The sequence below is a fragment of the Pleionea litopenaei genome (assembly GCF_031198435.1).
Taxonomy (GTDB): Bacteria; Pseudomonadota; Gammaproteobacteria; order Enterobacterales; family Kangiellaceae; genus Pleionea; species Pleionea litopenaei.
Genome location: NZ_CP133548.1, coordinates 1,705,353 through 1,727,248 on the forward strand (window position 1 = coordinate 1,705,353; position 21,896 = coordinate 1,727,248).

Sequence of the window (21,896 nt, forward strand, 5' to 3'; positions counted from 1 at the left end):
CGATTGCACTCTATAAGTATCAATTGATACGCTATAATCCACAACAAGCCCTTTCATGGTAACCAGCCACTTATTCGATAGGCTCAGAATATAACAATCTAAAAATCAATATCAAAACCTTTAGACTGCAAAAAATTCGCAATTTCGAAAAAGGTTGCATAGTGAATTTCTTCTCTGGTTTTACTTCCGAACTCTTGGCAGACAAACTCTTCCTTTGTCTCTGATAACACTTCAATGGCACCATCGCCGCATAAAGGGAGAAAGCTAAAGTGTTGGGCATTTTCAATTTCTACGTATCGGCTATGTTCTGGAAGGTAGTCTCGTATTGGATAGACATGAGTGCTCGGTGGTAGTTGCTGATCCATTCCTCCACTGAGAAGAAGCAATGGCGTTGGGAGCGATTCAACGGATTCTATTACTAAAGACTCAGTAAAGCCCGGTGCGATAGCAACGGCGGCACTTATCCTTGAGTCTAAAAACTTTCCGTTTGCACGATTATAAAAATCATCGTCAAAATTCTTAAAGTGATGGGAGAATGCTGTACATGCGCCATCATTGTTACTATTGCAGAATTCAGGGAAGCGTTGAAGCTGTAATTGACCTCCCGCCACTAAGATAGATGAAGTGCCTCCAAGCGAGAAACCTACCACGGCGATATTCTTTTGGTTTATGCGCGGTCCCCAGGGTGAATTTATAACGACGTCTAACAAACGATGAATGTCTTCCGGTTGTGTCCAAACATTAAGTAAACTCGCTCGTTCTGGATCGCCGCCACTGCTTGCGGGATGATCGGCTGCGACAACAATACTTCCTCGTTTTGCAAACTCTGTCGCTAACCATGCCATACTATCGGCAGACCCGCCTGAGCCATGTACCAATACAATAAGAGACGCTGGCGCTTGATTGGCATAGTCTCCATCTGGGATAGCAAAGTATCCAGGGCGAATTCGACTCTCGCCGTATTTTTTCACCGTGCCATGTTCAGTTGGGTACCAGATCTGGGCAACAAATTCTGGCGTATTTTTGGCACTTGGAACAGAAAGATATTGAATTCCGACGCTTTGAACAGTTCGAGCACAGCCAGGCAGAAGCAAAAGCAAAAGCAATACGCTTAAACTAATAACTTTTAATCTAAATACATTCGCCATGTTATGGCTCTCCAATGCAGCATAAATAAGACGTCCCACATGGTAAACTTGTTAAGTGCGTGTTACTAAATACCTCTGAACAACTTTATACTCTAAAGGAAGTTCAGAGATTAACTGACCACCATTAGAGATTATTGCTCGCGCCGATGACATATTATCTTTGTAACAATGGATATGAATTGTATCCACGCCAAGTTGCCAAAGCTTTTCGATAGATAAATGCATAAGTTTATTTCCAAGCCCTTTACCCCGGTAAGATGGCCTAATACTTAAACCTATATGCCCGCCACAATGCTCTATTTCTTTATTAAGCCGATGTCGGATATTTGTTACACCGACAAGTGCACCAGAATCGACTAACCAGAAAGTAGAACTTTGTACAAAACCAGATGGAAGGTTAACTCCCTTAGAAAAGTCGTTGATTTTAGCGAGCATTTTTTCAAAATCGCTATAATCAAAATCCATTGGAAAAGGATAACGCTCTTCACGACCAAGTTCATCTATATAGTCAATGTAGCTGTCCCTATATTGATTCGCAGGTAAAATTAATTCCATTTTTTCTCCATTGGTTAAAAACATTTAACGCCTTGCCAACGAACAGTCGAAGCAACGCATAGGCTGTCCTTATAACCAGCTAATTCTTCCTCAGAAACAGTTTGATACCCGATTATCATTTAGCAGTGAACAGCTCTTGATTTCAAAACTTACACTACCCTTGTTAATTGCCGAGTCATTATCCGTTTGAAATTTAAAGCTCTAAGTAGAATTGCAGTTTAGTTTACATTTCCATCTTCATTTGTTACGTTGCTCGTAGTTTCTTTTGAATACTTTTCTGGTAAGAACTTTACGGTATTCATGTCATTTTGACACGCTAAATCTCGTTCAATGTTTCCAACACAAATGACGTTACTGGAAACCATTACTAGCTGACGGCCTTCTGGAAAAGAACTGCAAGATACACCGTCTCTTTCTTCATATACAAAACTTTTACTCTCGTTTACTCCGCGCTTAACTTTATCTGAATCAGCCTTGGTCAAAGATTCATACGGCATGGATTTCAAGACTGTACCTGAAATTAGTAAATCAGTGTAAGCTGTTAGAGAACCTAAATCGGGATGTTGGTTAAAGACCACCTCTTCGCAAGAACTAATCCTTACTTCAATCACTTGGCTGGTATTGCCACAGCACAGGCAAATAATTCGATCTGCAAAAGCAGAACCGCAAATAGACAAACTGAATAGAAAGGTAAGGTATTTCATATTTTCAAACGTAACGCCTGCATCTGAGCCAACTGTTTTTTGTCAGTAGCATATACTTGTTAGGAGCTACCATATTCGGAACTCTGATTTCTTTGCAAAAGATATATATTCAGTCAGAAATTCTCTATCATTTTCATCGACGTCTACTGGAATACAAACCTTTTCAAACTCTTTGGCCATAGCTTTTGCAACATTAATTTTATTTGGGTCTACTAAATATGCTTCTAATGCACTAGCCATATTTTTTGCGTCAGCTTCAGAAACCAGCTGTCCCTCAGAAATGTCATATGCACCGTTCCATTGGCCCTCCCAACCTTCTGGAGGTAAAGTTCCTTTTTCTTTCCATCCATATTCGATAGCGATATTTAGGTAAAAAGCCCACCCAATATTTGAAAAATAGAACTCCAATCCTTCTGAGTTTTTTAACTCAATGCTCATTTTTTACCCACTCCTAACGCCTCAAACAGTAATTCATCTACTGCTTTGAATTGTTATATTTTAAACAGCCTTCGATAACAGCTTTCGTCCTTTTTACTTCTGCAATCCAAGGCGCTTTAAAATACTCAATATTATTTAATGTAACGCTACCGAGCATGTCAGGAGGATAATATTTAATTCTGTACCATGTAGGGCTTCCTATGAATACTGTATCTCGATTTCGCACTTTATCAGCCATCATCATTGACGCTGATTCACCAATAGAATCAAGGAGATTGCTTAACTGCTCATCTAAACCTGAGCATTCACTCACTATTAATTGATATTCGGTTATGTTCTCTGCATTTGGTTGCCATACATTCAAACGATCTCCGACCCACTGAAACGCGTATGGTGCTTGCATTACAAAAGGTGAGATTTCCCAAAATGTGAGACCATCCAAAACATGATTTTTATTTGGCACTCCAAATTTCACCCCTAATTCTTCACTTGAAGCATGCTCGGTCAGAGGCTTCCATTCTCCGACATCTCGTCGAGCACTACAGGCAACTGTTAACAAGCTTACGAGTAAAACTAGAAATTTTGCACCCATGTGTGTCCTTATATATAACGCTCGCCGAATGTGCGCCGAGCGAACGCGAAGGCGTCACCAATGCGGCGCTTGTTAGTAGTGCGAGCTGATTTACTCAATATAACCATGAAGCCACCCCTGATTGCCACCATATTCTTTTAAAACTGGAATACTTGCCCCTGTTAAAAAACGTGAGTAAAGCATCGCGAGTAGTCCTAGCGAGTTATCTAGCCCGATTTTATTAACTTCTGATGCAATATACTCTGGAAGATTCTCGACTTGGTATTTACCTTTATCATCCGAGATATCTCTGCCAACTATTGCTTCTATTTCATCTTTTTCTTGTTCCAAGTTCCATCATATTACTGTAGCGATTTTTCGGGTTAATTTACTTCTAACGCCTTGCTAAATCGCCGGAACGGAGTTGATCGTTTTGCGCTAGCGTAGCCAAAAAGCACAAAACGAGCAACGCAGTGGAGGTCGGTTTGAGCCGTTTGCTAGTAGTTGACGGCTGTGAAATCGTCATAGCAGTTATGAATAAACTTTAAACTTTTACCACTACTGAAATTGAACTGAGCTGATACAACCTCGTCATTACCAGAATATTGAATTTTCATTAGCTCGCTACCAACTACACCATCTAAATCGCATAGGTTTACCAACACCAGACATATACCGATATTATCGTTCACTGGCTCGGATGGAGCCTCGTGACGCCAGAATATGGTGCTACCATTGAAACAAAGCTTGGACCATGCGGAATCAAATTTTAAATAAATTGTGTTGGCTGGATCAGTTACTGATTCACCTTCTTGTTGCTGAATAAGGTAAAGACCTCCACACTTCTTACCTATGATTTTTGGCTGATCTCCATTTATTTGATATTCCATGGTCGATTCCTAGTGGACTGCTAACATTTTGCTAACAGGCTGGCCGGTATTCTTTTGGATTCCTATTGAATAGGTAAACCTCGGATATTCATCTTCTTCCATAACATGAAGAATGTGACAACCGTACTCTTCTATATCTTTTAGTGCTTTTTCTTCGTACTGATCCATGATGTACCTTGGCAATCTACTGCCTATCTGAGTTTAAGATGCAAGAGTTATACTCCTGACAATTGTTAACTGATTTCTCAAACGAATGAATTACCATGGCTCTTCGCTGAACGACTTTAAGTGCATCGAGCCACCTTTCAAAAGTTTTTCGCTTTCTTCTTGATCGAGATGACCGCATTTTTCTACGCTACTTAATTCTTCCCAATACTGGAGCGATGTAAGTAGAAACCCAATAATATCAAGAGCATCGGAGTAATCTTCTTGGGTTAATCTAGGAAATCTTTTCTTAATACGCTTCGGTATTTCATCTTCCTCGATTAATTCTTCAAATATGTCTGAGAGAAAGGCCTCTCCTCTGGTGACTCCCAGACCTTGTTTAATTAGACCCGATTCATCTGAACTCGAAAGCCAGCTTAACTTTTGAATCTTCTTCATCGTTTCTCCTGATGTTGAACAATGAAGAGTCAAAGCTGACTTTACTCTATCTGATACCACCTCTAAATCATCTTCCGATTGTCGAGATTGAGAATATTTTTGCAGTACTGATAAAAGCACTTGTTTACCGCTTGGCATAGGACTCCTTTTTAAAGCTAACGCCTCAATCAGCCGTTAACATTAACGCAACCAACCACTGTTAGTCATTGCTTCTTGTTAATAAGTTTAATTAGCCTTTTATCTCCTAAATGCTCAGCCATCTCTATTGGCGTACTTCCTAGATTATTCTTAGAGTGAACATCAGCCCCTAGGTCTATCAGAAACGAAACCACCTCTAACTTATTATCGCCATTACCTAATAGTGCAATAATTAAAGGCGTGTTATTAAATTGATCTATTGTTTCATTCACATTTGTTTTTGTGATTAATTTAGCCAGCAAAGACTTGCGCCCCCAACTTAGCGCCATTTTTAAGCGCTGCTTTTCTGAGAGCGTATTCTCGATGAACTCAGGATAAAAGTCATACTCATCATCAATAGGTCTTATTTGAAGATTTCCATTCTTAACTTCGATAGGAAGAATACTGAGATTCCAACCTGTATCGTATCCATAACCAACCAAGGACCTGCCCGCTAAATCATACCAATTGGTGTCACAAGGACCAAATAGAAGTTTCGTCTTTTCATCATAACGAACAACACAACCAAGATTATCTGTTGATAAAAAGGCGATGAATTTATCGGAAAATCGATTTTCAATGTTCAAATTTTCTTTAATGATAAGACTCCCGATCTTTGACCCTCCGAATTCAGCAGCTTTATAAACAGAATTCAATGCCAACTTTCCTTTTGGGTCTTGAAGTTTACTGTCATCTGTTGCCCTCAATCGCTCTAGCTGCTCCTGAGTTCTGTTACAAACAATCACAGGTATGTCTACCGACACATCTAAAACACAAGATCCTTCCTTAATACTGTTAACGTTTCTCGAAAGTTCTATAGCAATCCCAAAACTGCAATATAACGAGAAAAGCAATAAAACATAGACCTTAACCATCAATATCTTCCTTCGATTTATCTCTTACTAAGACACCTAATTCTTATTAAGACTCATACTTTTAATTTAGATTCTTTAACAGCCACGACCATATAGCGATGCCACGATTGAACCTGACCATCAAATCCACTACCCGAGCTTTTGTGTTCCGCAAAAGACTCGAAGCTAAAACCCTTTAACCATCGTTTAATCTTTTCATTTGTTGCAACGTGCACATCTGGCCAAAAATCGTCTTTCTGATAATTCGGACCCGCCATGGTGTCATCACACCCTACAAATGAACCAACGAAGACACCCTCAGGCAATAACGAATCGATTATCTTTTGCCATACTACGTCAAACTTTTCTTCGGGGCAAAAGCATAAACTTGAATCGGCGACTACCAGCGATGCCGATGGATATTCAAACGCTTCAAATGAGCATTGTGTCAATGAAACCTTTTGGTCATCGATAAAACGCTTTTCACATCGCTGAATGGCTTCAGGCTCAACATCAAAAGCATGCACTTGAAATCCATTAGCGCGAAGAAACGCAATATCACTGCCTGCCCCGCATCCACAATCAATGGCTATTTTAGGCCCACGAACTAAATTTATCGCTCGTTTTAAGTCTTCTCGCGTTTCCCGGTTTTCGGTAACATCGAAATATTCCGATATCTTTTCTGATGGCACTTTAAGTGCTCCTATTTCCTTGTCACCCTTTGCTGAAATATTTTTAGGTTTGGTTTAGCCATTTCAACAGTTATCAAGATTTCGACTGTTAACAAGATTTCAACAGTTATCAACATTACAACTTGTTATCGATGCTCACCACAAGTTGCCGCAACTTTACGCAAACCTTTAACCGTTTCGATCTGTAAGTACAGCAGACTTTCAATCGAAAGGAACTCTACTTTGCCATTCATCTTCAACCAAAGAGTATGTGAAGCCGTTTTCTTCAAACCACCTTCAACATTGAAGAAAGTTCCGTTTTTAACAATTCGACACTGCTCTTTATAGATCTTAACCACCGGATTGTACGGATAATACCAGTACTCTACGTAAGCAAAAGTAGAGCCATCGTTTGATAGATAGCCACCAGAATAACCACTGGGATTATACTGACTCGTCCATATAGGTTTTACCGAAGGATCAGGCGGCGACAAATACAAGCCTTTGAAAACCTCTAAAGTCCAGTTCTCTTTCCATGGTTCATTAGAAAGTTTGTCAGGGTAAACATGAGCACTCCACTCTCGGTTTTCAGAATGAATAACAAACGACTTCCAGTCTGGAGGCTGATCGGCACTCAATAAAATTGGCAGAGCCATTAGTAGCATTAAAATTCTATTCATACTAAATTCCTAGCTTGCTTCGCTACCCAGATCTGGCGTCATTGACTCCCTATTCTATTTTTAACGCCATCTTAATAGAAATCCTTTCCATATTTAAACTCGGAGAAGTATCAAAATATTCGCTACACTAGTTCCCAACTTCGATGAAGCGAAATGAATGCACAAGTATCTACCTCATCCATTTATCTAAGAGCTTTTAAATGCCAACCAAACCATCGCTATGACAATGATTACGCCGCCCCCAATAACCAAAGGCAAAAATGATCCTGTACTTTGACTCGGTGTTGAGTTACCTGAAACTTCTTGAATTGGATAAGTTTCCCCATCGTCACCTTGCACCTTCGCATTGAATGCGTGAGAGATAGCGATCATCTTGTTTAAAATTTCGTCGTCAGGATTTTTTACAGTGATATTGCCTTGTTGATAATCAAACCAAGCCATATTACCACCTTCTTCATGACCGCTGTATGCTGTCCAGACAGCCAACCCATCACTGTCAACTCGGAGAGTTTCTCCTTCGCCGACTTGCGCCTCAGCATAGTTATCAAGACGCATGTCTTTATCTTCCTTTAAATACGCTTTCCATTCTTCAATGCTTATATCATCACCGTCTTCGAACCAGTCTTCTTTCCTTGTGATATGAACGTCGTATCCCATTTATTTTTACCTTTTCTATTTGTAACGTTTAAATGTTTCAATTGCTTTCTCTATAATAATGAATCCGGTTTCTTTAAATCTCTTTTTATCTCGACCTAAATAACCACTCGACATCTTGCTAATAATATAGAATTCGATTGCAATCTACCGTTATCATCATGCTTCCGATTCACTTTTATCATATAAATTATCTTTAGCGATTTCACTAATCGCAGTCCTTACAAATTCTTTATAAGAGCTGCCAACTTTCAAACAATATCGGTCATTACAGAGGGCATAATAGTAATAGGAGCCGCTTTCATTAAATAGCTCTAGCGAATAGTGCTCAAACCCGTCTATTGATAAGCTATCTGATTTAACGACTTTTAGCGAAGAAACTCCTTCTAGTGATGTAAAGTCTCCCGCATCGTCGGTCTTTTCTTCCAAAACTATAAAACCTTTAGGTCCTACTGTGGGATTACCGCAGTCAACGAATATCTGTTTGTCTCGGAGAGATTTTTCTGCACTGATACTACAGTCTCCGGTTAAAGCAATGGATCGACCGAATACAGAAAAAGCGGCTTTGTCACTAGCCTTTACATTAAGAATTGCAATAATAGCGAAAATTAGAAGTTGATATTTCATATTTTAATCAGCCTTGATTAATTTATTATTTTGTCCGATGGTTTTCTACCGACAATATGACAGCATTCTATCCCAATTCCGAATAGCCTACCGATCTTTCTCAATGAAGGCTAGAAGAAATATTAAACGGGTGTAATAAAAATACAGGGTTAACAGCTGCAGATATATGCAGAGAAAGGGTCAGAGGTATCCGCTATTGGCGACCTCTGACATTCTATTAGAAAGGGGACAAATTGAACCTAGACTTTAAAACTACCCACTTCGTGTTTCAAATCACCAGAGTATTCCGCCAATTTAATACACGATGATTCAACTTCTCGACCACGTTGTGACGAGGTTTGTGAAGACTGATTAATTTTCTCAACGTTTTGGCTAATATCATCGACCACTGTGGACTGCTCTTCTACCGCCGTCGCGACTTGTAAAATTCGCTCGTTAATCGAAGATAGATACTGAGTAATTTCATTCAGCTTTTCTTGCGCGCCTTTCGATGATGAAACGGTTCCTGCTGAGCGCTCTTTACTTGCTGCCATAATACTCACCGCTTCGTTTACGCCATTTTGTAAGCGGTCAATAATTTGATTGATTTGTTCGGTAGACTCTTGCGTTTTACTGGCTAACGTTCGTACTTCATCGGCCACCACGGCGAAGCCGCGACCTTGCTCGCCAGCTCGAGCGGCTTCAATGGCGGCATTTAGCGCCAGTAAATTGGTTTGTTCGGCAATGCCTTTAATTACATCAAGTACGACAACAATACCTGATGCTTCACTTTCTAACCGAGCTATCACTTCTGCTGAAGTATTAACATTCTCAGCGAGTTCATTGATTTCTTTAATCGACTGACTAAATATTTTCGCCACATTTTTCGCACTTTGATCGGCTTCGTTCGTTTCACCGGCGACAGCTTGACTATTCGACGATACTTCATTAATTGCGCTACTCATTTGAGTAACCGCCGTCGCCACCAACGAGACCGCTTCTGCTTGTTGTTCACTCGTCAGTTTATTTTTTCGAGAAATATCAGCCAGACCTTCAGATGCAGATTCAACTCGCCCAGCGGTTCCCATTATGTGTTTTACAATCGACTGAAGCGAGGCTAAAAATCGATTGAACTGCACGCTCACTTTGCCAATTTCATCGTTTCCAAGATCGGGTAGTCGAGCCGTGAGGTCACCTTCACCATCGGCAATTTTAGTAATGGTATCGTGTAAAAATTCAATTCGTTTAGTGATGGTGCTCGGAAAGAAAATAGCAATGGCAAGAACTACTAAGGCGGTAACCAGTGCGTAAATTAATAAAAACGATTCAGCGCGTTCCGCTGTGGCATTCACATCATTGGTAAGCTTATCGGATGTCGCCGAAATACCTTCGCCAATCGCATCGAGTATGTCTCGAGCACGTTCAAATTCTGCGGCCAATGATCCTAAGCTCATATTGGTTGCTTGCTCTTGAGTGATATTCCCCTGACGAAGCTGGTTAACCATTTTTGTTGAATCCGTTTCCCAACTTTTCAACACGTCTAAGAAACGACTAACTTGTGTTTTTAAATCGTCACTGATATTTAAACTTGCGACCTTTTTTAATCGCGTTTCAACTTGTTCAATATTTTCTCGATGATCTTTTAATAAAGCATCTGAGATTTTGCCCATCGCGATGGTTCGCTCAGCAATTTGTGCTTGATACAAATCACGGTCGGCATTTAAGGTTAAGCCCAATGCTGGATTGTAATTCTTTTGAATGGAATAAAAATCGTCAGAGACGCTTTTCATTGAACTCATTTGTTGAATTGATAACGCAACCAATAAGATCAATATCAAAACTAATGGAATGATAAGCTTGGTTTTTATACTGAGATCTTGCCAACTCATTGTTTTTCCCTTTGAAATTTATCATGGCATTCAATGAGTATAGTCAAGACTTGGCAAAAATAAAGCCGCTGAAAAGCGGCTTTATCGTGAACGATTGGCTAGGTTTTAGCTGGACTTTTTCTTGCGCTTATCGCTGCCCTTACCGTCTTTCGGCTTATCGTGAGCTCGCTTTTCGCCGCTTCGCTTATCGTTGCCAGAGCGCTTGCCACCGCCCTTCTTGTGTGAAGGTTTACCTTGACGAGGTTTGCTCTTTCCACCTTTATGCTTTCGACCAGGTTTGCCGCCGTCAGAATCGCCTTTTAAATATTCACTGGCTAATTCGATATTCAACGACTGACCGCACACTCTTGCGCGCTGCAAAATTCGCATCACTTCTGGAGGCATACCTGACGGAAGATCAACGGTTGATACATCGTCAAACAACTTAATGTTGCCAATGTATCGGCTTTCCATTTCGGCTTCGTTCGCAATGGCGCCAACAATGTGCTTCGGAGATACACCGTGGTCACGCCCTACGTGAATTACATAGCGCTGCAATTCAACATCTGGATCGCCCTTTAATGGTTCGGCTTGCGTACGAACCGGCGCTTTACCTCGTCCGCTTGGCTTATTACTGTTCGACCGACCACCTTTTGAATCTTCAAAATCAGGAATCTCAGGTAAGTTTTCTAACAACAAAGGCTTGTCTTTGAATAATAAGCTGGCCAGTGCCGATGCAATATCAACACCCGACTGATTATGTTCGCTTTGAATGCGTTCGATGATGTGACGAAAAGCTTCGTGTTCACCGGCAATAATTTGTTGCTGAACATCATCTAAAAAGCGACGTGTTCTCTCATCATTGATCACTTCAACCGACGGCAATGACATGCGCGCAATCGTGGTTGAGTTATTGCGCTCAATCATGCGCAATAAATGACGCTCACGAGGGGCAACAAAAAGAATCGCTTTACCTTCGCGGCCAGCGCGTCCGGTACGACCAATTCGATGCACATATGATTCTGAGTCGTGTGGAATATCGTAGTTAATAACATGCGAAATTCGCTCTACGTCTAATCCACGAGCGGCAACATCGGTCGCGATAATAATATCAATCTTATTATCTTTTAACTGCTGAACCATTTGTTCACGTTGTTTCTGCTGCATGTCGCCATGAATGGCTTCGGCAGAAAAGCCTCGTGCGGTTAGTTTTTTGGCTAACTCATCGCAGCTGCTTTTTGTACGCATAAAAATAATGGTCGCGTCTGAATTTTCACTTTCTAAAATTCGAGTAAGCGCTTCAAGTTTATAGTTATTGCTAACCGATACAAACAACTGCTCAATGGTACTGGCCGTTTTTGCTTTGCTTTCAATTTGAACATGTTGTGGTTCATTTAAAAATTTCTCAGCAACCTTCTTGATCGGTTTTGGCATCGTCGCAGAAAACAAAGCAATCTGACGTTGTTCAGGCGTGTGCTCTAAGATCCATTCGACATCGTCGATGAATCCCATGCGTAACATTTCATCCGCTTCGTCGAGCACTAGGGTTTTTAAATGATCCCATTTAAGTGAGCCACGACGCATATGATCCATAATACGACCAGGCGTACCAACAACCACATGCACGCCTTTGTCTAATTGACGCAACTGTGGTGGGTAAGGCTGACCGCCGTAAATAGGAAGTACTCTAAATCCTTTAATAAATTTCGCGTATTCACCGAACGCTTCGGCTACTTGAATCGCCAACTCACGCGTTGGGCAAATAACACAAACTTGCGGTTTATTAACAGATACATCAACTTTCGCTAGCGAAGGTAACGCAAAAGCGGCGGTTTTACCGGTACCGGTTTGCGCTTGACCAATTAAGTCAATATCTTGCTGAATAAGAGGAATACAGGCCTCTTGAATGGGTGAAGGTTTTTCGTAACCAATCACTTTGAGCGCTTGTAAAATAGAATCGGGCAGTGAGAGCTGCTCAAAGCTCACCGTGGTATTTTCTGACATAATAAATGGGTATTCCAATCAATGAAGGGTAATAAGATTAGGAGCTGAAAGCTCCAAAGGGCGGTATTATAGAAGAATAAGTAGCAATTAGATACGTATTTTACTTAAATATTGTCGATTATTTGTACAAACCGCTCAAATTGCCCGCCTTCGGTAATTTTCACGACACTTCATTCTTGAGTTAAAACGCCTAAAAGATACAATCTCCCTCCGAGATTTACAGGGTTTATTATGCGTTTCTCCCAAGTCATTACTTTATTCGCCGCAGTGTTTGCGGTGCTTGGCCTTATGTTAGGTGTTGTGGTGCTGCACGACTCGTCGGCAGCCTTTCTTCTTACGCCCTTGCTATGTATCGTCGGCCTAATCCTATTCACTGCCATTGCAAATGCGCCACGACTTACCGAGGTATTTCGGCAGATGCAGGTTGATCGGGCAAAGCTCCGATTGCTCAACTCAAAGCAAGCCGCTCAGTCGCACTTAATAAAGCGAGAACAGCAGCTGGAGCAGCAGAAACAATTAATATTCGAAGCCGCCCTAGCCGGTGACCAATCCATCACCTTGAACATGCTTCAACCTGAGCAAGCGAAAAGTTTAAGATGGCTCAAGCGTTTAGCGTCGGAACACTTTTCGACCATGAAACAACTGCGCGGATCCTTGGGTGAAAACACCATCGACTGGCATGTTGAGCTATTGCGTTTGATCGAACAACAACAGCAACAACAAGCCTTCGAGCTTAGCCTCAATCGCCAGCAATCGATTCAGTTTCTGAACAATCATTTATCGTATTTAGAACAAGCCAATGCGCGAGCGGCCTAATCTTACTGAGTAATGTCGGCTCATTTCTTAAAGACAATGGAAATAGCGGCTGCCAATGTTTGAAGAAATTGAACGACTGAAGAGATTGAACGACGCCTTTTCGGTCTTTAGCCTAATAGCCCGCTTTCGTTTAACAACCACCACCAAGCCGGTACGGTGATAAAGCCGGCAAGAATGCCATACCCCACCATGGCTGAAGCTAAGTTAGGTCGCTGTTGATGCAAGGTCGCCAAGGCACCCGCGGAGATCATCGGCGCCATGGCCGCTTCAAGAACCATGGTTTGCTCGAACACCGCCGGATATTGAACGCCGGCAAAAACCAGAGCAACCCCCAACGGAGCAAGTACTAACTTTATTGATAATCCCCACACCATAGGAATGCTGTCTTGTGGCTCAAGACGAAAGCGCCACTGCAGCCCTACCGCTAACATCACCACCGGAACTAAGGTCGCGCCGATCATTGCTAATGATTGATTCAATGCGGTAGGCAATCCGCCCGTCAGATTAATAACGCTGCCAACGATTAACGCCACAAAAGGCGGAAAAAACAACACTTTGCGGGCAATATTAGACGCCTTCACCGTCTCACCACTGTGCATAGCAATGACTAAGGTGCCGTAGGTAGCCAAGGCTAAGAAGCTGCCCAACTGGTCATATAAAATGGTATAAGGAATTGCCGCTTCGCCGACCAGCGCACTGACCATCGGAATACCGACAAAAGAGGTGTTGCCGAGTGGCACCAGCAACATTAATACGCAACGCGTTGCGCGATCCCAGTTCATCACTTTGCACAATATCCAAACCAACAGAGCCGACACCAGCAGCGCTGACCATGCGGTGACCATTGGAACCAGAGCTTGTAATGAAAAGCTGAACTCAGCGAGGTTAACTAAGATTAATGCCGGCAGAGCCACCCAAATGACATAGAGGTTTAACACCTGCGGCGCATTGTCAGGAAAAATTCGCAAGCGAGCGAGTACTACCCCAAGCAATACACAAAGACCTATCACCAACAGTGCCGACATACTACCCTACTCAATTTCTAACGACCTTCTCTAAGCCAAGCTTTTTAACTTACTGGCTTTCCAATAACAACAGCGTCAACCGCACGCAGTAATAACCTTGAGCAATCACTGTTTTCGAACACGCTTACGCGTATAATAACACCCCAATTATGTTTGCGTATTAGCGAAAAGGACTATGGTCAAAACCGATTCAAATTCATTGCCACACGAAGAAGAAGGGGTCATTAAGTTTCAGCTTGAACATCAAACCGCTGAGCTGGCACAACACCCATTATTTTCTGAAGCACGGCTGATTGAACTCGATACTTGGCGACACATCCAGTTTCGCTTAAAAATGATTGGGCAAGATCCAACGCGCTACGATGGCTATGGCTTTGGCAACATCAGCGCTCGTTTAGCAAAAACCTCCGATAACTTTTTAATCACAGGGACGCAAACCGGCGAACCTGAGTTTCTAACCAATCAGCAATACGCCATTGTGACTGAGTGTCACCCGGCTGCGAACCGTATTCAATCGATGGGGCCAATGAAGCCATCATCAGAAGCCATGACGCATGGTCAGCTGTATCAATTATCCAGTAGCATTGATTGCGTGATTCATGTGCACTGCCCTGAAATTTGGCAATGCGCGCAACAGCTGAATGTTCCGACCACGGCCGCCGATGTACCCTATGGCACTCCGCAAATGGCGCAAGCGGTTGAGCAACTATTTAGCACCACAAGCGTCGCAGACGATAAAATTTTTGCGATGGCAGGTCATCTTGACGGCGTAGTGACCTTTGGCCAAACCTTCGATGAAGCCACACAGGTTTTAACTCGCTATTTAGCGCAGGCGATAGCGTTAACGCATCGTTAATTTTGTTAATCACATTTAAATAAGGTTCATCACATGAAACCCTTTACCACTGGATGCATGCGATACGATGGTGAGAACTTTACGATTCTCGATCAAACATTATTGCCACATCAAGAAACCTGGTTGCCATGTCATACGGTTAACGATTTAGTCGTGATCATTCAACGCTTAGCCATTCGTGGTGCGCCCGCGATTGGTATTTCAGCCAGTGTGTTACTTGGCTTGTTGGCTAAACAAGGTGCGACTCAAACCGCGTTAATCGAAGCGGCCGACGAATTACGCAAAGCGCGTCCAACCGCGGTTAACTTGATGAACAACATCGATCAAATGAAACGGGCAATTATTGATGGTCCGCTTCCAGACGCGGTCATCGCTGAAGCAGAAAAATTATTACAAGAAGATATCGAGCTGTGCGAGCGAATGTCGACGAATGGCGCGGCGCTTTGCCAACCGGGCGACAAATTATTGACCCACTGTAATACCGGCAGTTTAGCCACCGCTGGGCTTGGTACTGCGCTCGGAGTCATTAGCAAAGCGCATCAAGTTCATTCGAATATTTTTGTCTGGGTTGATGAAACACGTCCACTGTTGCAAGGTGGTCGCCTTACTGCTTGGGAATGCAACAACCGCCATATTCCACACAAAATTATCTGCGACAATATGGCCGCAATGTTAATGGCCAAAGGCGACGTCAGTCGTATCTTTGTGGGCAGCGATCGCATTGCCGCCAACGGTGATTTCGCGAATAAAATCGGCACCTATTCGTTAGCGGTGTTGGCACACTACCACAAGGTGCCCTTTTATGTTGTTGCGCCACAAACCACGGTTGATCCTGAATGCGCAAGTGGCGACGCAATTCCAATTGAACTGCGTGGCGAACACGAAGTCAAAGGTGTGTCGGGTTCTTTTGGTGAATGCCAATGGGCTCCCGCTCAGAGCGAGGTGTTTAATCCTGCGTTCGATGTCACTCCCGCTAAATTAGTAACTGGCTGGGTGTTAGACACTGGAGTGTTTAATCAAGACGATGTTAAACAACCGAACTGGTGGTTAGGTTAAAAAGAACGTCACTATTTAAGGACCGCACGTAAATGAGAAAAGCGCTGAAGAGAAATAGTCTGAGAATAAAAACGGCCTGGTCATCGTACGTTATTTTCGCCCTTCTTTCGTGCGGCACATCATTGAGCTTTGCGAGTGGCAGTCAGTGCTTTGGTTCGACCAAAAAGGGCTCCATTCAAGGCGCGGTGCAACTCCCTGCACAAGGCGATAACTTTATTCAATACAGCCAAATTGCTCGCGCAGCCGGTCGCACCTATGTGCACTCGGTAGTGCGCGATATTGTGGTGGCCAGTTATCAACAACTCGCGACGTCACACCCAAACAAAGTTTTTAAGTACGCAGAAACAGGCTTAGCGGAAGGCGGATTATTTAAGCCACATAAAACGCATCAAAATGGTTTGTCCATCGACTTTATGACGCCGGTGACGAACGCGCAAGGCCAGTCGGTGAATTTACCGACGCTGTTAACCAACCGATGGGGTTACGACATTGAATTTAACGACAATAGTCAATACAAAGATTTAACCATTGATTATGAAGCCATGGCAGCACATATCGTCGCGCTCCATCAACAAAGCAAAGCCTTGGGTTATGATCTGTGGCGGGTGATTTTCGATCCTAAGTTGCAACCGAATTTATTTAAAACGTCTTACGCGAGTTATTTGAAAGAGAATATTCAGTTCAGCACCAAACGTTCTTGGGTTAGACACGATGAACATTACCATGTTGATTTCGCGGTTCCCTGTAAATAACCATTAATTCTGTATCCACTCAACGTCGTAGGTCGGATTGACGAAGGAAACCCAACCTACTTTTATCGGTAGCTGGTTAAGAGTTACTGGTTAAGAAATGTTGGGTTACGCTTTGCTAACCCAACCTACACTAACTCGCGGATGGTGATTCACACCCTACCCTTGAATCTCGACTTCGTAGGTCGGATTGACGAAGGAAACCCAACCTACTTTTATCGGTAGCTGGTTAAGAGTTACTGGTTAAGAAATGTTGGGTTACGCTTTGCTAACCCAACCTACACTAACTCGCGGATGGTGATTCACACCCTACCCTTGAATCTCGACTTCGTAGGTTGGGTTGACGAAGGAAACCCAACATGTTTTTATCGGTAGCTGGTTAAGAGTTACCGGTTAAGAAATGTTGAGTCACGCTTTGCTAACCTAACCTACACTAACTCGCGGATGGTGATTCACACCCTACCCTATGATCTTGACTTCGTAGGTTGGGTTGACGAAGGAAACCCAACATGTTTTTATCGGTAGCTGGTTAAGAGTTACCGGTTAAGAAATGTTGAGTCACGCTTTGCTAACCTAACCTACACTAACTCGCGGATGGTGATTCACACCCTACCCTTAAATCTCGACTTCGTAGGTTGGGTTGACGAAGGAAACCCAACATGTTTTTATCGGTTACTGGTTAAGAGTTACTGGTTAAGAAATGTTGGGTTACGCTTTGCTAACCCAACCTACGTGTTCGCAATAATTAAATTAACTGAAACAACAAAAAAGCCGTCGAATAACAAAAGACCGTCGCCAAAAGGAGATTGAATTTGATGCATCGTATAACTTCTCAAGCATTCATAAACTTACTATTTATTGCGCTTCTATCAATCATCTCGAGCTCAAACCTTATTGCATCAAACGCCACGAACAATACGCCAACGCAATCTTTAAATTATGGTCAAACCTTTCAACATCAATCAAAAACCTTTAACCAACCCAGACGATATATGGTATCGCTTCCTGAGCGCTATTCTCTCTCATCGTATCGTTATCCAACCTTATACGTTTTAGATGGCGACTTTCAATTCCATCACGTAGCGAACACGGCAAAGCATCTTGCGCGCATGGGAAAGATTCCGCCGATGATTGTTGTTGGCGTGGCTTTTCAAGGTCCCGATGACTATTTATTGAGTAATACCTGGCCGATAGATTCAGAACCCGGCTACGGCGGCTCAAAGCAATTCTTAGACTATTTATATCAAGAGCTGGTGCCTACAATTGATAAGGAGTATCGAACCAATACAAGCAAAGCCTTGGCAGGCTACTCTCTCGGTGGGTTGTTGGTGTTGCAAAGTTATTTAGACAACGACAAACCCTTTAACGCGTTTTTGGCGATGAGTCCGAGTGTTTGGTTTGATGACATGTCATTGATTGCGAGGTTTAAAAAAGCGTTAACCAAGCGCGAGAACTCAGAACGATTCTTAAACCCTTTATTTCTCTCATTAGCCAATGAACGCGGCATGGGTGTCAATGAATTGGTTGCGGTATTGAAGAATAATGCCGATCAGCATCCATCGAAGCATTGGTCATTTAAGCACTACCCGAATGAAACCCATTACTCGACCGCCCTACCTGCTCTTTACGATGCTCTAACATTTCTTACACCGAATTATTTTCTCGATATGAAAGACCTCGTAAACTTTAAAAATTATCGTGGTGTATTGAACGCGTTTGCAGAGAAAAAATCGTTATGGTCTGGCTATCGAATGGATTGGTTGCAAAGCTATACTTTTGCTAAATACGTCTTTTATACTGAACAGCAAGCGCACGTTTATGACATTCTAAAGGCTATCAAAAAAGAATTCCCGGAATGGAACGACGGTAATTCTAATAAGGCCGCTAACATGACTGTTGACATGATTGCTATCGACTTCGCGTTAATGTTCAACCGTAATCAACAACCGCAACAAGCGCGCGAATTGTTGCAGTCGCTTGAACCAGAGGCACAAGGCTTACCGAAATGGCATTATCAATTGAGTTTAGCGTTTGCAGGCTTGAATAATTTAGAGCTTGCAAAACACCACCATGCTAAAGCCATTGAACTGGCGAAAAAGCATCAATTAGAAAGTTGGGAAATATGGGAGCTAGAACCGCTGAAGTATCAGTAGGTGGGAGTGAATAGAGAATGAAGTGCTAATAGTTAGTTAAGTAGCTTAGATGTTCTAATAAAACTATTCTTTTAAAACAGAAACGCTACGGTTTTTACTCTTAGCTTCTTTTAAAAACACTATTAAAGAATAGCAATTTTCTCTGTCAAAATAAGAAGGTTGTGCTTTTTCGGCTCCTGTCTCTAAAAGCACAATCAGCTCATCTAAATCCTCTATTTTGAACTCAGTATCACACCACTCTAAATTACAATGATACATTAAACAGAATCCATGCCATCCATCTTTAGCTGGTTCATGAACATCGATAGCGGGCTCGAAATCATGATCACAAACTCTGATCCTCTCGATATCATCACTAAAGGTATACACATCATGAACAGGATAGCTATCTGCACAACCTAAACTTAAATCATTCATAGTATTATTGGTGGCTCACTCGATCACATTAATCACAACCGTATTGTTCTCAATATCAGCTCTGTTTCTTACGCTCAGTTTCTCTGGCTCAGTTTTTTGATTTCAATTTCTTGGGTTCATTCTCATCATGCCAGTCCATTAGACAATGTGGGCATTGTTTCGATAAGCTGGTCCGTAGTAACCCACCGCAAAACTTACACGGCGGGCCAGGATACTCAGCGTTTGGTCGCCCTGAGTGAGAAACCCATAATTTAGCCCATCCAACGCTGCATCCTGTAGCGTGTTTTAATTCTGCCATAGCCAAGCTATGTCTATTGCTTCTTATAATAACTCATTACTTTTCATTGGCGAGAAGCTCCTTCAACATGAACTCATCAATATCTGCAACTCTTAATGGGTGATTTGGATTTTCGCTTAAAAAAGATTTAAGATCACTCAGTTTTTTGGGCAATTCAGCTCCATCATGTAACCCACTCCCTAGAAAACGAAAGCCATAAGCGTATAACCATTGTACCTTCTTCCATTGTTTTGAGTTTCCCTTTCTCGGCGCTGTGAAATTTCGCCCCATCATATACAGAGGCAATCTGCACTCATTGCACTTATACTTAACATGTTTATCAGGTGCTGGCTTTTTAAATGACTTTTGACAGTTAAAGCAAGCAAAAGCAATTAAATACTCTGGTCCACGATGTTTAAGATGAAGCTCAAGCTTTGCCACTTCTCTCGTTCCAGTTTGTCTTCTCAACTCCATCCTTCGTGATTTTTCTTCATTCATAATCTTTATTTTCTCTCTACCGAACGTTAAATAGTGGTGTTAACTGTATTTTCGGTACATTGCTTTGAGGTTTAACATTGCTTCTAAGAAGTCATTTTCCTCATGCCGCTCAATCGGATTGCTCCAACCATCTTCTAGATTTGCATCAATAACATAAACCACAAACCTTCCATCCATTGTGACTTCGCATCCGTAATAGCCAAAATCCACAATATAACCTGTTTCTTTGTGAGTGAAGCTGAGCATATCTTCTCTAGGGTGGATTGCACCTTCACATTTTAAGACGCTCACATCGAAGCTTTCAAAGTGATAACTTAAAATGCCATCGGGGTCATGTATTTTCCATTTACTCTCATCGATTCGAAACATGTTATTACTTCAAATCGGCTTGCTTAAAATTCACTACAAATCCCTTTACACCATCTTCGGAAACTTTCACGCGCATCGTCTTTTCATCAATTTTGTAATAATCGATGCGCTTAGGAAAATCGTGATTTTGATTTTGGAAGAAATACTGACCATCACTACATTTAATGAGTTTAAGTGGAATAGGCAAGCTATTATGTTTGACCTTGGCAATATAAAAGACCTCTCCTGACATTTTCACAATTCTCAGTGATTCAATGTTGGTCTTATTTCCTCTCTCAATAACGCTTCCACTTCCTTCGAGTGTATATGGGCTAACGACTGTCCATTGCTCGACGGTTTGTTTTGATGGTTTATCTGTATTGTTTTTTGGTTGACCGGCTTTCTGCTCATACCAAGTACCTTCGAGCCATTGTAATTGATTTAAGCTTGAGCACTCTTCAGCACCTTGTGCTTTCGCTACAGCTAGGCTGAGCACTATTATTATTACGGCTTTCATAGGCTATCACCTTTTTTAACTGCGATAGATTATATTGAAACTCTATTAATTAGGGAACTCATTGATTTAGCACGACCTCTAGTGGTTAGAGGTCTTTAAGTTATTCAATTTTCGTCTTTTAGAAGGTTATAAGCTTATAAATCGCTTGGTCTGTTAGGATATAGCAGACAATAATAGTCATTAGATTAATCAACGCACGTATGGCAAACGGTCTTTGTTGATAGGTCAGGGAGTATTTCTTAGAGATAACGACCATTATCCCCATTAACGTAAACCATGGGGTAAAGAATACTATAGGCTTTAACTTAACGAGTGCGATGGCTAAGTCATGCAAAGCACCACTGACTGCGAAGGTTAAAATGATCGAAAGCCATAATGGAAATATTTTGAGTAACGGCTTCATCACTTTGGTTGACAGATAGTATCCCCAGATAGGATTCCAATACTGCCAAAAACGATCGAATGAACCCGCACCTAATGATCGGGTGAGCATATTGCGCATTGAGTCCGGTGCACCAAGAGCCACACCATTACGATGTTTGACGAATTTTGAGAGGGTTAAGAGTTTTGGCAAGGGTTGGGGTCCTGATTGGTATTTCATATCTGGCTTAGATATTTCGCATCTGGCTTAAATATAGTATATCGTGAATATCAATGAAACCTTTCTCCACTGTATATTTTATTCTCGCATCTTAGGCTTTCATAAAACAGAATAATTAATCCAACTTAGAACTCGAGAATCTCTTTTACATTCCAAAGCC

Annotated in this window: 27 protein-coding genes; 5 read left to right on the forward strand and 22 right to left on the reverse strand. The window is 42.0% G+C overall.

The annotated features are described in order from the left end of the window. Positions 1 to 98 precede the first annotated feature (98 nt). The 16 genes from Q9312_RS07635 to Q9312_RS07710 form a co-directional block, all read right to left on the reverse strand. Complete coding sequence (locus Q9312_RS07635) at positions 99 to 1,148, reverse strand: alpha/beta hydrolase family protein (protein WP_309204002.1); 1,050 nt, start codon at positions 1,146 to 1,148, stop codon at positions 99 to 101. A 51-nt stretch (positions 1,149 to 1,199) separates the two neighbouring features. After that, a complete protein-coding gene (locus tag Q9312_RS07640) occupies positions 1,200 to 1,703 on the reverse strand; it encodes a GNAT family N-acetyltransferase (RefSeq protein WP_309204003.1) in 504 nt (167 codons plus the stop codon). A 218-nt stretch (positions 1,704 to 1,921) separates the two neighbouring features. Next, a complete protein-coding gene (locus tag Q9312_RS07645; protein ID WP_309204004.1) occupies positions 1,922 to 2,407 on the reverse strand; it encodes a hypothetical protein in 486 nt (161 codons plus the stop codon). Between the two features lie 66 nt (positions 2,408 to 2,473). Then, complete coding sequence (locus tag Q9312_RS07650) at positions 2,474 to 2,845, reverse strand: hypothetical protein (protein ID WP_309204005.1); 372 nt, start codon at positions 2,843 to 2,845, stop codon at positions 2,474 to 2,476. Between the two features lie 37 nt (positions 2,846 to 2,882). Further along, positions 2,883 to 3,437 carry a hypothetical protein gene (locus Q9312_RS07655; protein WP_309204006.1) on the reverse strand — a complete coding sequence of 185 codons (555 nt, stop codon included), beginning with the start codon at positions 3,435 to 3,437 and terminating at the stop codon, positions 2,883 to 2,885. A 90-nt stretch (positions 3,438 to 3,527) separates the two neighbouring features. Continuing rightward, a complete protein-coding gene (locus Q9312_RS07660; RefSeq protein ID WP_309204007.1) occupies positions 3,528 to 3,767 on the reverse strand; it encodes a hypothetical protein in 240 nt (79 codons plus the stop codon). Between the two features lie 146 nt (positions 3,768 to 3,913). Then, positions 3,914 to 4,306, reverse strand: a complete 393-nt coding sequence (locus Q9312_RS07665; RefSeq protein ID WP_309204008.1) for a hypothetical protein — start codon at positions 4,304 to 4,306, stop codon at positions 3,914 to 3,916. Positions 4,307 to 4,315: 9 nt separating this feature from the next. After that, positions 4,316 to 4,489: a DUF4262 domain-containing protein gene (locus Q9312_RS07670; protein ID WP_309204009.1), complete on the reverse strand. Its 174-nt coding sequence runs from the start codon at positions 4,487 to 4,489 to the stop codon at positions 4,316 to 4,318. 75 nt (positions 4,490 to 4,564) lie between these two features. After that, positions 4,565 to 5,047 carry a hypothetical protein gene (locus Q9312_RS07675; RefSeq protein ID WP_309204010.1) on the reverse strand — a complete coding sequence of 161 codons (483 nt, stop codon included), beginning with the start codon at positions 5,045 to 5,047 and terminating at the stop codon, positions 4,565 to 4,567. 65 nt (positions 5,048 to 5,112) lie between these two features. After that, entirely contained in the window at positions 5,113 to 5,961 is an 849-nt protein-coding gene (locus tag Q9312_RS07680; protein WP_309204011.1) for an ankyrin repeat domain-containing protein, read from the reverse strand. Between the two features lie 53 nt (positions 5,962 to 6,014). Then, on the reverse strand, positions 6,015 to 6,632 hold the full coding sequence (locus Q9312_RS07685) for a class I SAM-dependent methyltransferase (RefSeq protein ID WP_309204012.1): 618 nt from the start codon (positions 6,630 to 6,632) through the stop codon (positions 6,015 to 6,017). Between the two features lie 125 nt (positions 6,633 to 6,757). Continuing rightward, positions 6,758 to 7,291: a hypothetical protein gene (locus tag Q9312_RS07690; protein ID WP_309204013.1), complete on the reverse strand. Its 534-nt coding sequence runs from the start codon at positions 7,289 to 7,291 to the stop codon at positions 6,758 to 6,760. Positions 7,292 to 7,477: 186 nt separating this feature from the next. Continuing rightward, positions 7,478 to 7,948 carry a hypothetical protein gene (locus Q9312_RS07695; protein WP_309204014.1) on the reverse strand — a complete coding sequence of 157 codons (471 nt, stop codon included), beginning with the start codon at positions 7,946 to 7,948 and terminating at the stop codon, positions 7,478 to 7,480. A 156-nt stretch (positions 7,949 to 8,104) separates the two neighbouring features. Further along, positions 8,105 to 8,572, reverse strand: coding sequence for a hypothetical protein (locus Q9312_RS07700; protein ID WP_309204015.1), 468 nt, complete (start codon positions 8,570 to 8,572; stop codon positions 8,105 to 8,107). Between the two features lie 239 nt (positions 8,573 to 8,811). Then, positions 8,812 to 10,440: a methyl-accepting chemotaxis protein gene (locus Q9312_RS07705; protein WP_309204016.1), complete on the reverse strand. Its 1,629-nt coding sequence runs from the start codon at positions 10,438 to 10,440 to the stop codon at positions 8,812 to 8,814. A 105-nt stretch (positions 10,441 to 10,545) separates the two neighbouring features. Next, entirely contained in the window at positions 10,546 to 12,423 is a 1,878-nt protein-coding gene (locus Q9312_RS07710; RefSeq protein ID WP_309204017.1) for a DEAD/DEAH box helicase, read from the reverse strand. A gap of 231 nt (positions 12,424 to 12,654) precedes the next feature. Between Q9312_RS07710 and Q9312_RS07715 the strand changes: the two genes are divergently transcribed. Continuing rightward, positions 12,655 to 13,239, forward strand: coding sequence for a hypothetical protein (locus tag Q9312_RS07715; RefSeq protein ID WP_309204018.1), 585 nt, complete (start codon positions 12,655 to 12,657; stop codon positions 13,237 to 13,239). A gap of 107 nt (positions 13,240 to 13,346) precedes the next feature. On the opposite strand, the gene Q9312_RS07720 is transcribed toward Q9312_RS07715, so the two are convergent. After that, on the reverse strand, positions 13,347 to 14,264 hold the full coding sequence (locus Q9312_RS07720; protein WP_309204019.1) for an AEC family transporter: 918 nt from the start codon (positions 14,262 to 14,264) through the stop codon (positions 13,347 to 13,349). Positions 14,265 to 14,439: 175 nt separating this feature from the next. On the opposite strand from Q9312_RS07720, the gene Q9312_RS07725 reads away from it, so the two are divergent. The 4 genes from Q9312_RS07725 (at position 14,440) to Q9312_RS07740 (ending at position 19,078) form a co-directional block, all read left to right on the forward strand. Next, positions 14,440 to 15,120 carry a class II aldolase/adducin family protein gene (locus tag Q9312_RS07725; RefSeq protein ID WP_309204020.1) on the forward strand — a complete coding sequence of 227 codons (681 nt, stop codon included), beginning with the start codon at positions 14,440 to 14,442 and terminating at the stop codon, positions 15,118 to 15,120. Positions 15,121 to 15,153: 33 nt separating this feature from the next. Further along, positions 15,154 to 16,176 (forward strand): S-methyl-5-thioribose-1-phosphate isomerase, encoded by a 1,023-nt coding sequence (mtnA, locus tag Q9312_RS07730; protein ID WP_309204021.1) that lies wholly within the window; start codon positions 15,154 to 15,156, stop codon positions 16,174 to 16,176. A gap of 32 nt (positions 16,177 to 16,208) precedes the next feature. Continuing rightward, entirely contained in the window at positions 16,209 to 16,928 is a 720-nt protein-coding gene (locus tag Q9312_RS07735) for a penicillin-insensitive murein endopeptidase (protein ID WP_309204022.1), read from the forward strand. Positions 16,929 to 17,740: 812 nt separating this feature from the next. Next, on the forward strand, positions 17,741 to 19,078 hold the full coding sequence (locus Q9312_RS07740; protein ID WP_309204023.1) for an alpha/beta hydrolase: 1,338 nt from the start codon (positions 17,741 to 17,743) through the stop codon (positions 19,076 to 19,078). Positions 19,079 to 19,141: 63 nt separating this feature from the next. Here the strand turns inward: Q9312_RS07740 and Q9312_RS07745 are convergent, their stop codons facing one another. The 5 genes from Q9312_RS07745 to Q9312_RS07765 all read right to left on the reverse strand — a co-directional run bounded on the left by Q9312_RS07745 (position 19,142) and on the right by Q9312_RS07765 (position 21,709). After that, positions 19,142 to 19,495 (reverse strand): hypothetical protein, encoded by a 354-nt coding sequence (locus Q9312_RS07745; protein WP_309204024.1) that lies wholly within the window; start codon positions 19,493 to 19,495, stop codon positions 19,142 to 19,144. 334 nt (positions 19,496 to 19,829) lie between these two features. Continuing rightward, complete coding sequence (locus tag Q9312_RS07750; protein WP_309204025.1) at positions 19,830 to 20,270, reverse strand: hypothetical protein; 441 nt, start codon at positions 20,268 to 20,270, stop codon at positions 19,830 to 19,832. Positions 20,271 to 20,309: 39 nt separating this feature from the next. Next, complete coding sequence (locus tag Q9312_RS07755; RefSeq protein ID WP_309204026.1) at positions 20,310 to 20,639, reverse strand: hypothetical protein; 330 nt, start codon at positions 20,637 to 20,639, stop codon at positions 20,310 to 20,312. A 4-nt stretch (positions 20,640 to 20,643) separates the two neighbouring features. Further along, a complete protein-coding gene (locus tag Q9312_RS07760) occupies positions 20,644 to 21,135 on the reverse strand; it encodes a DUF6265 family protein (RefSeq protein ID WP_309204027.1) in 492 nt (163 codons plus the stop codon). Between the two features lie 118 nt (positions 21,136 to 21,253). Further along, a complete protein-coding gene (locus Q9312_RS07765) occupies positions 21,254 to 21,709 on the reverse strand; it encodes a hypothetical protein (RefSeq protein WP_309204028.1) in 456 nt (151 codons plus the stop codon). Positions 21,710 to 21,896: the final 187 nt, after the last annotated feature.

Excerpts from the sequence above, each read along its gene's own strand:
- Q9312_RS07665 (WP_309204008.1), bottom strand. The coding sequence starts at position 4,306 with ATGGAATATCAAATAAATGGAGATCAGCCAAAAATCATAGGTAAGAAG.
- Q9312_RS07745 (WP_309204024.1), bottom strand. The coding sequence starts at position 19,495 with ATGAATGATTTAAGTTTAGGTTGTGCAGATAGCTATCCTGTTCATGAT.
- Q9312_RS07760 (WP_309204027.1), bottom strand. The coding sequence starts at position 21,135 with ATGAAAGCCGTAATAATAATAGTGCTCAGCCTAGCTGTAGCGAAAGCA.
- Q9312_RS07650 (WP_309204005.1), bottom strand. The coding sequence starts at position 2,845 with ATGAGCATTGAGTTAAAAAACTCAGAAGGATTGGAGTTCTATTTTTCA.
- Q9312_RS07740 (WP_309204023.1), top strand. The coding sequence starts at position 17,741 with ATGCATCGTATAACTTCTCAAGCATTCATAAACTTACTATTTATTGCG.
- Q9312_RS07635 (WP_309204002.1), bottom strand. The coding sequence starts at position 1,148 with ATGGCGAATGTATTTAGATTAAAAGTTATTAGTTTAAGCGTATTGCTT.
- Q9312_RS07695 (WP_309204014.1), bottom strand. The coding sequence starts at position 7,948 with ATGGGATACGACGTTCATATCACAAGGAAAGAAGACTGGTTCGAAGAC.
- Q9312_RS07720 (WP_309204019.1), bottom strand. The coding sequence starts at position 14,264 with ATGTCGGCACTGTTGGTGATAGGTCTTTGTGTATTGCTTGGGGTAGTA.
- Q9312_RS07675 (WP_309204010.1), bottom strand. The coding sequence starts at position 5,047 with ATGCCAAGCGGTAAACAAGTGCTTTTATCAGTACTGCAAAAATATTCT.
- Q9312_RS07735 (WP_309204022.1), top strand. The coding sequence starts at position 16,209 with ATGAGAAAAGCGCTGAAGAGAAATAGTCTGAGAATAAAAACGGCCTGG.
- Q9312_RS07690 (WP_309204013.1), bottom strand. The coding sequence starts at position 7,291 with ATGAATAGAATTTTAATGCTACTAATGGCTCTGCCAATTTTATTGAGT.
- Q9312_RS07750 (WP_309204025.1), bottom strand. The coding sequence starts at position 20,270 with ATGAATGAAGAAAAATCACGAAGGATGGAGTTGAGAAGACAAACTGGA.
- mtnA (WP_309204021.1), top strand. The coding sequence starts at position 15,154 with ATGAAACCCTTTACCACTGGATGCATGCGATACGATGGTGAGAACTTT.
- Q9312_RS07755 (WP_309204026.1), bottom strand. The coding sequence starts at position 20,639 with ATGTTTCGAATCGATGAGAGTAAATGGAAAATACATGACCCCGATGGC.
- Q9312_RS07680 (WP_309204011.1), bottom strand. The coding sequence starts at position 5,961 with ATGGTTAAGGTCTATGTTTTATTGCTTTTCTCGTTATATTGCAGTTTT.
- Q9312_RS07655 (WP_309204006.1), bottom strand. The coding sequence starts at position 3,437 with ATGGGTGCAAAATTTCTAGTTTTACTCGTAAGCTTGTTAACAGTTGCC.
- Q9312_RS07715 (WP_309204018.1), top strand. The coding sequence starts at position 12,655 with ATGCGTTTCTCCCAAGTCATTACTTTATTCGCCGCAGTGTTTGCGGTG.
- Q9312_RS07640 (WP_309204003.1), bottom strand. The coding sequence starts at position 1,703 with ATGGAATTAATTTTACCTGCGAATCAATATAGGGACAGCTACATTGAC.
- Q9312_RS07645 (WP_309204004.1), bottom strand. The coding sequence starts at position 2,407 with ATGAAATACCTTACCTTTCTATTCAGTTTGTCTATTTGCGGTTCTGCT.
- Q9312_RS07700 (WP_309204015.1), bottom strand. The coding sequence starts at position 8,572 with ATGAAATATCAACTTCTAATTTTCGCTATTATTGCAATTCTTAATGTA.
- Q9312_RS07710 (WP_309204017.1), bottom strand. The coding sequence starts at position 12,423 with ATGTCAGAAAATACCACGGTGAGCTTTGAGCAGCTCTCACTGCCCGAT.
- Q9312_RS07705 (WP_309204016.1), bottom strand. The coding sequence starts at position 10,440 with ATGAGTTGGCAAGATCTCAGTATAAAAACCAAGCTTATCATTCCATTA.
- Q9312_RS07725 (WP_309204020.1), top strand. The coding sequence starts at position 14,440 with ATGGTCAAAACCGATTCAAATTCATTGCCACACGAAGAAGAAGGGGTC.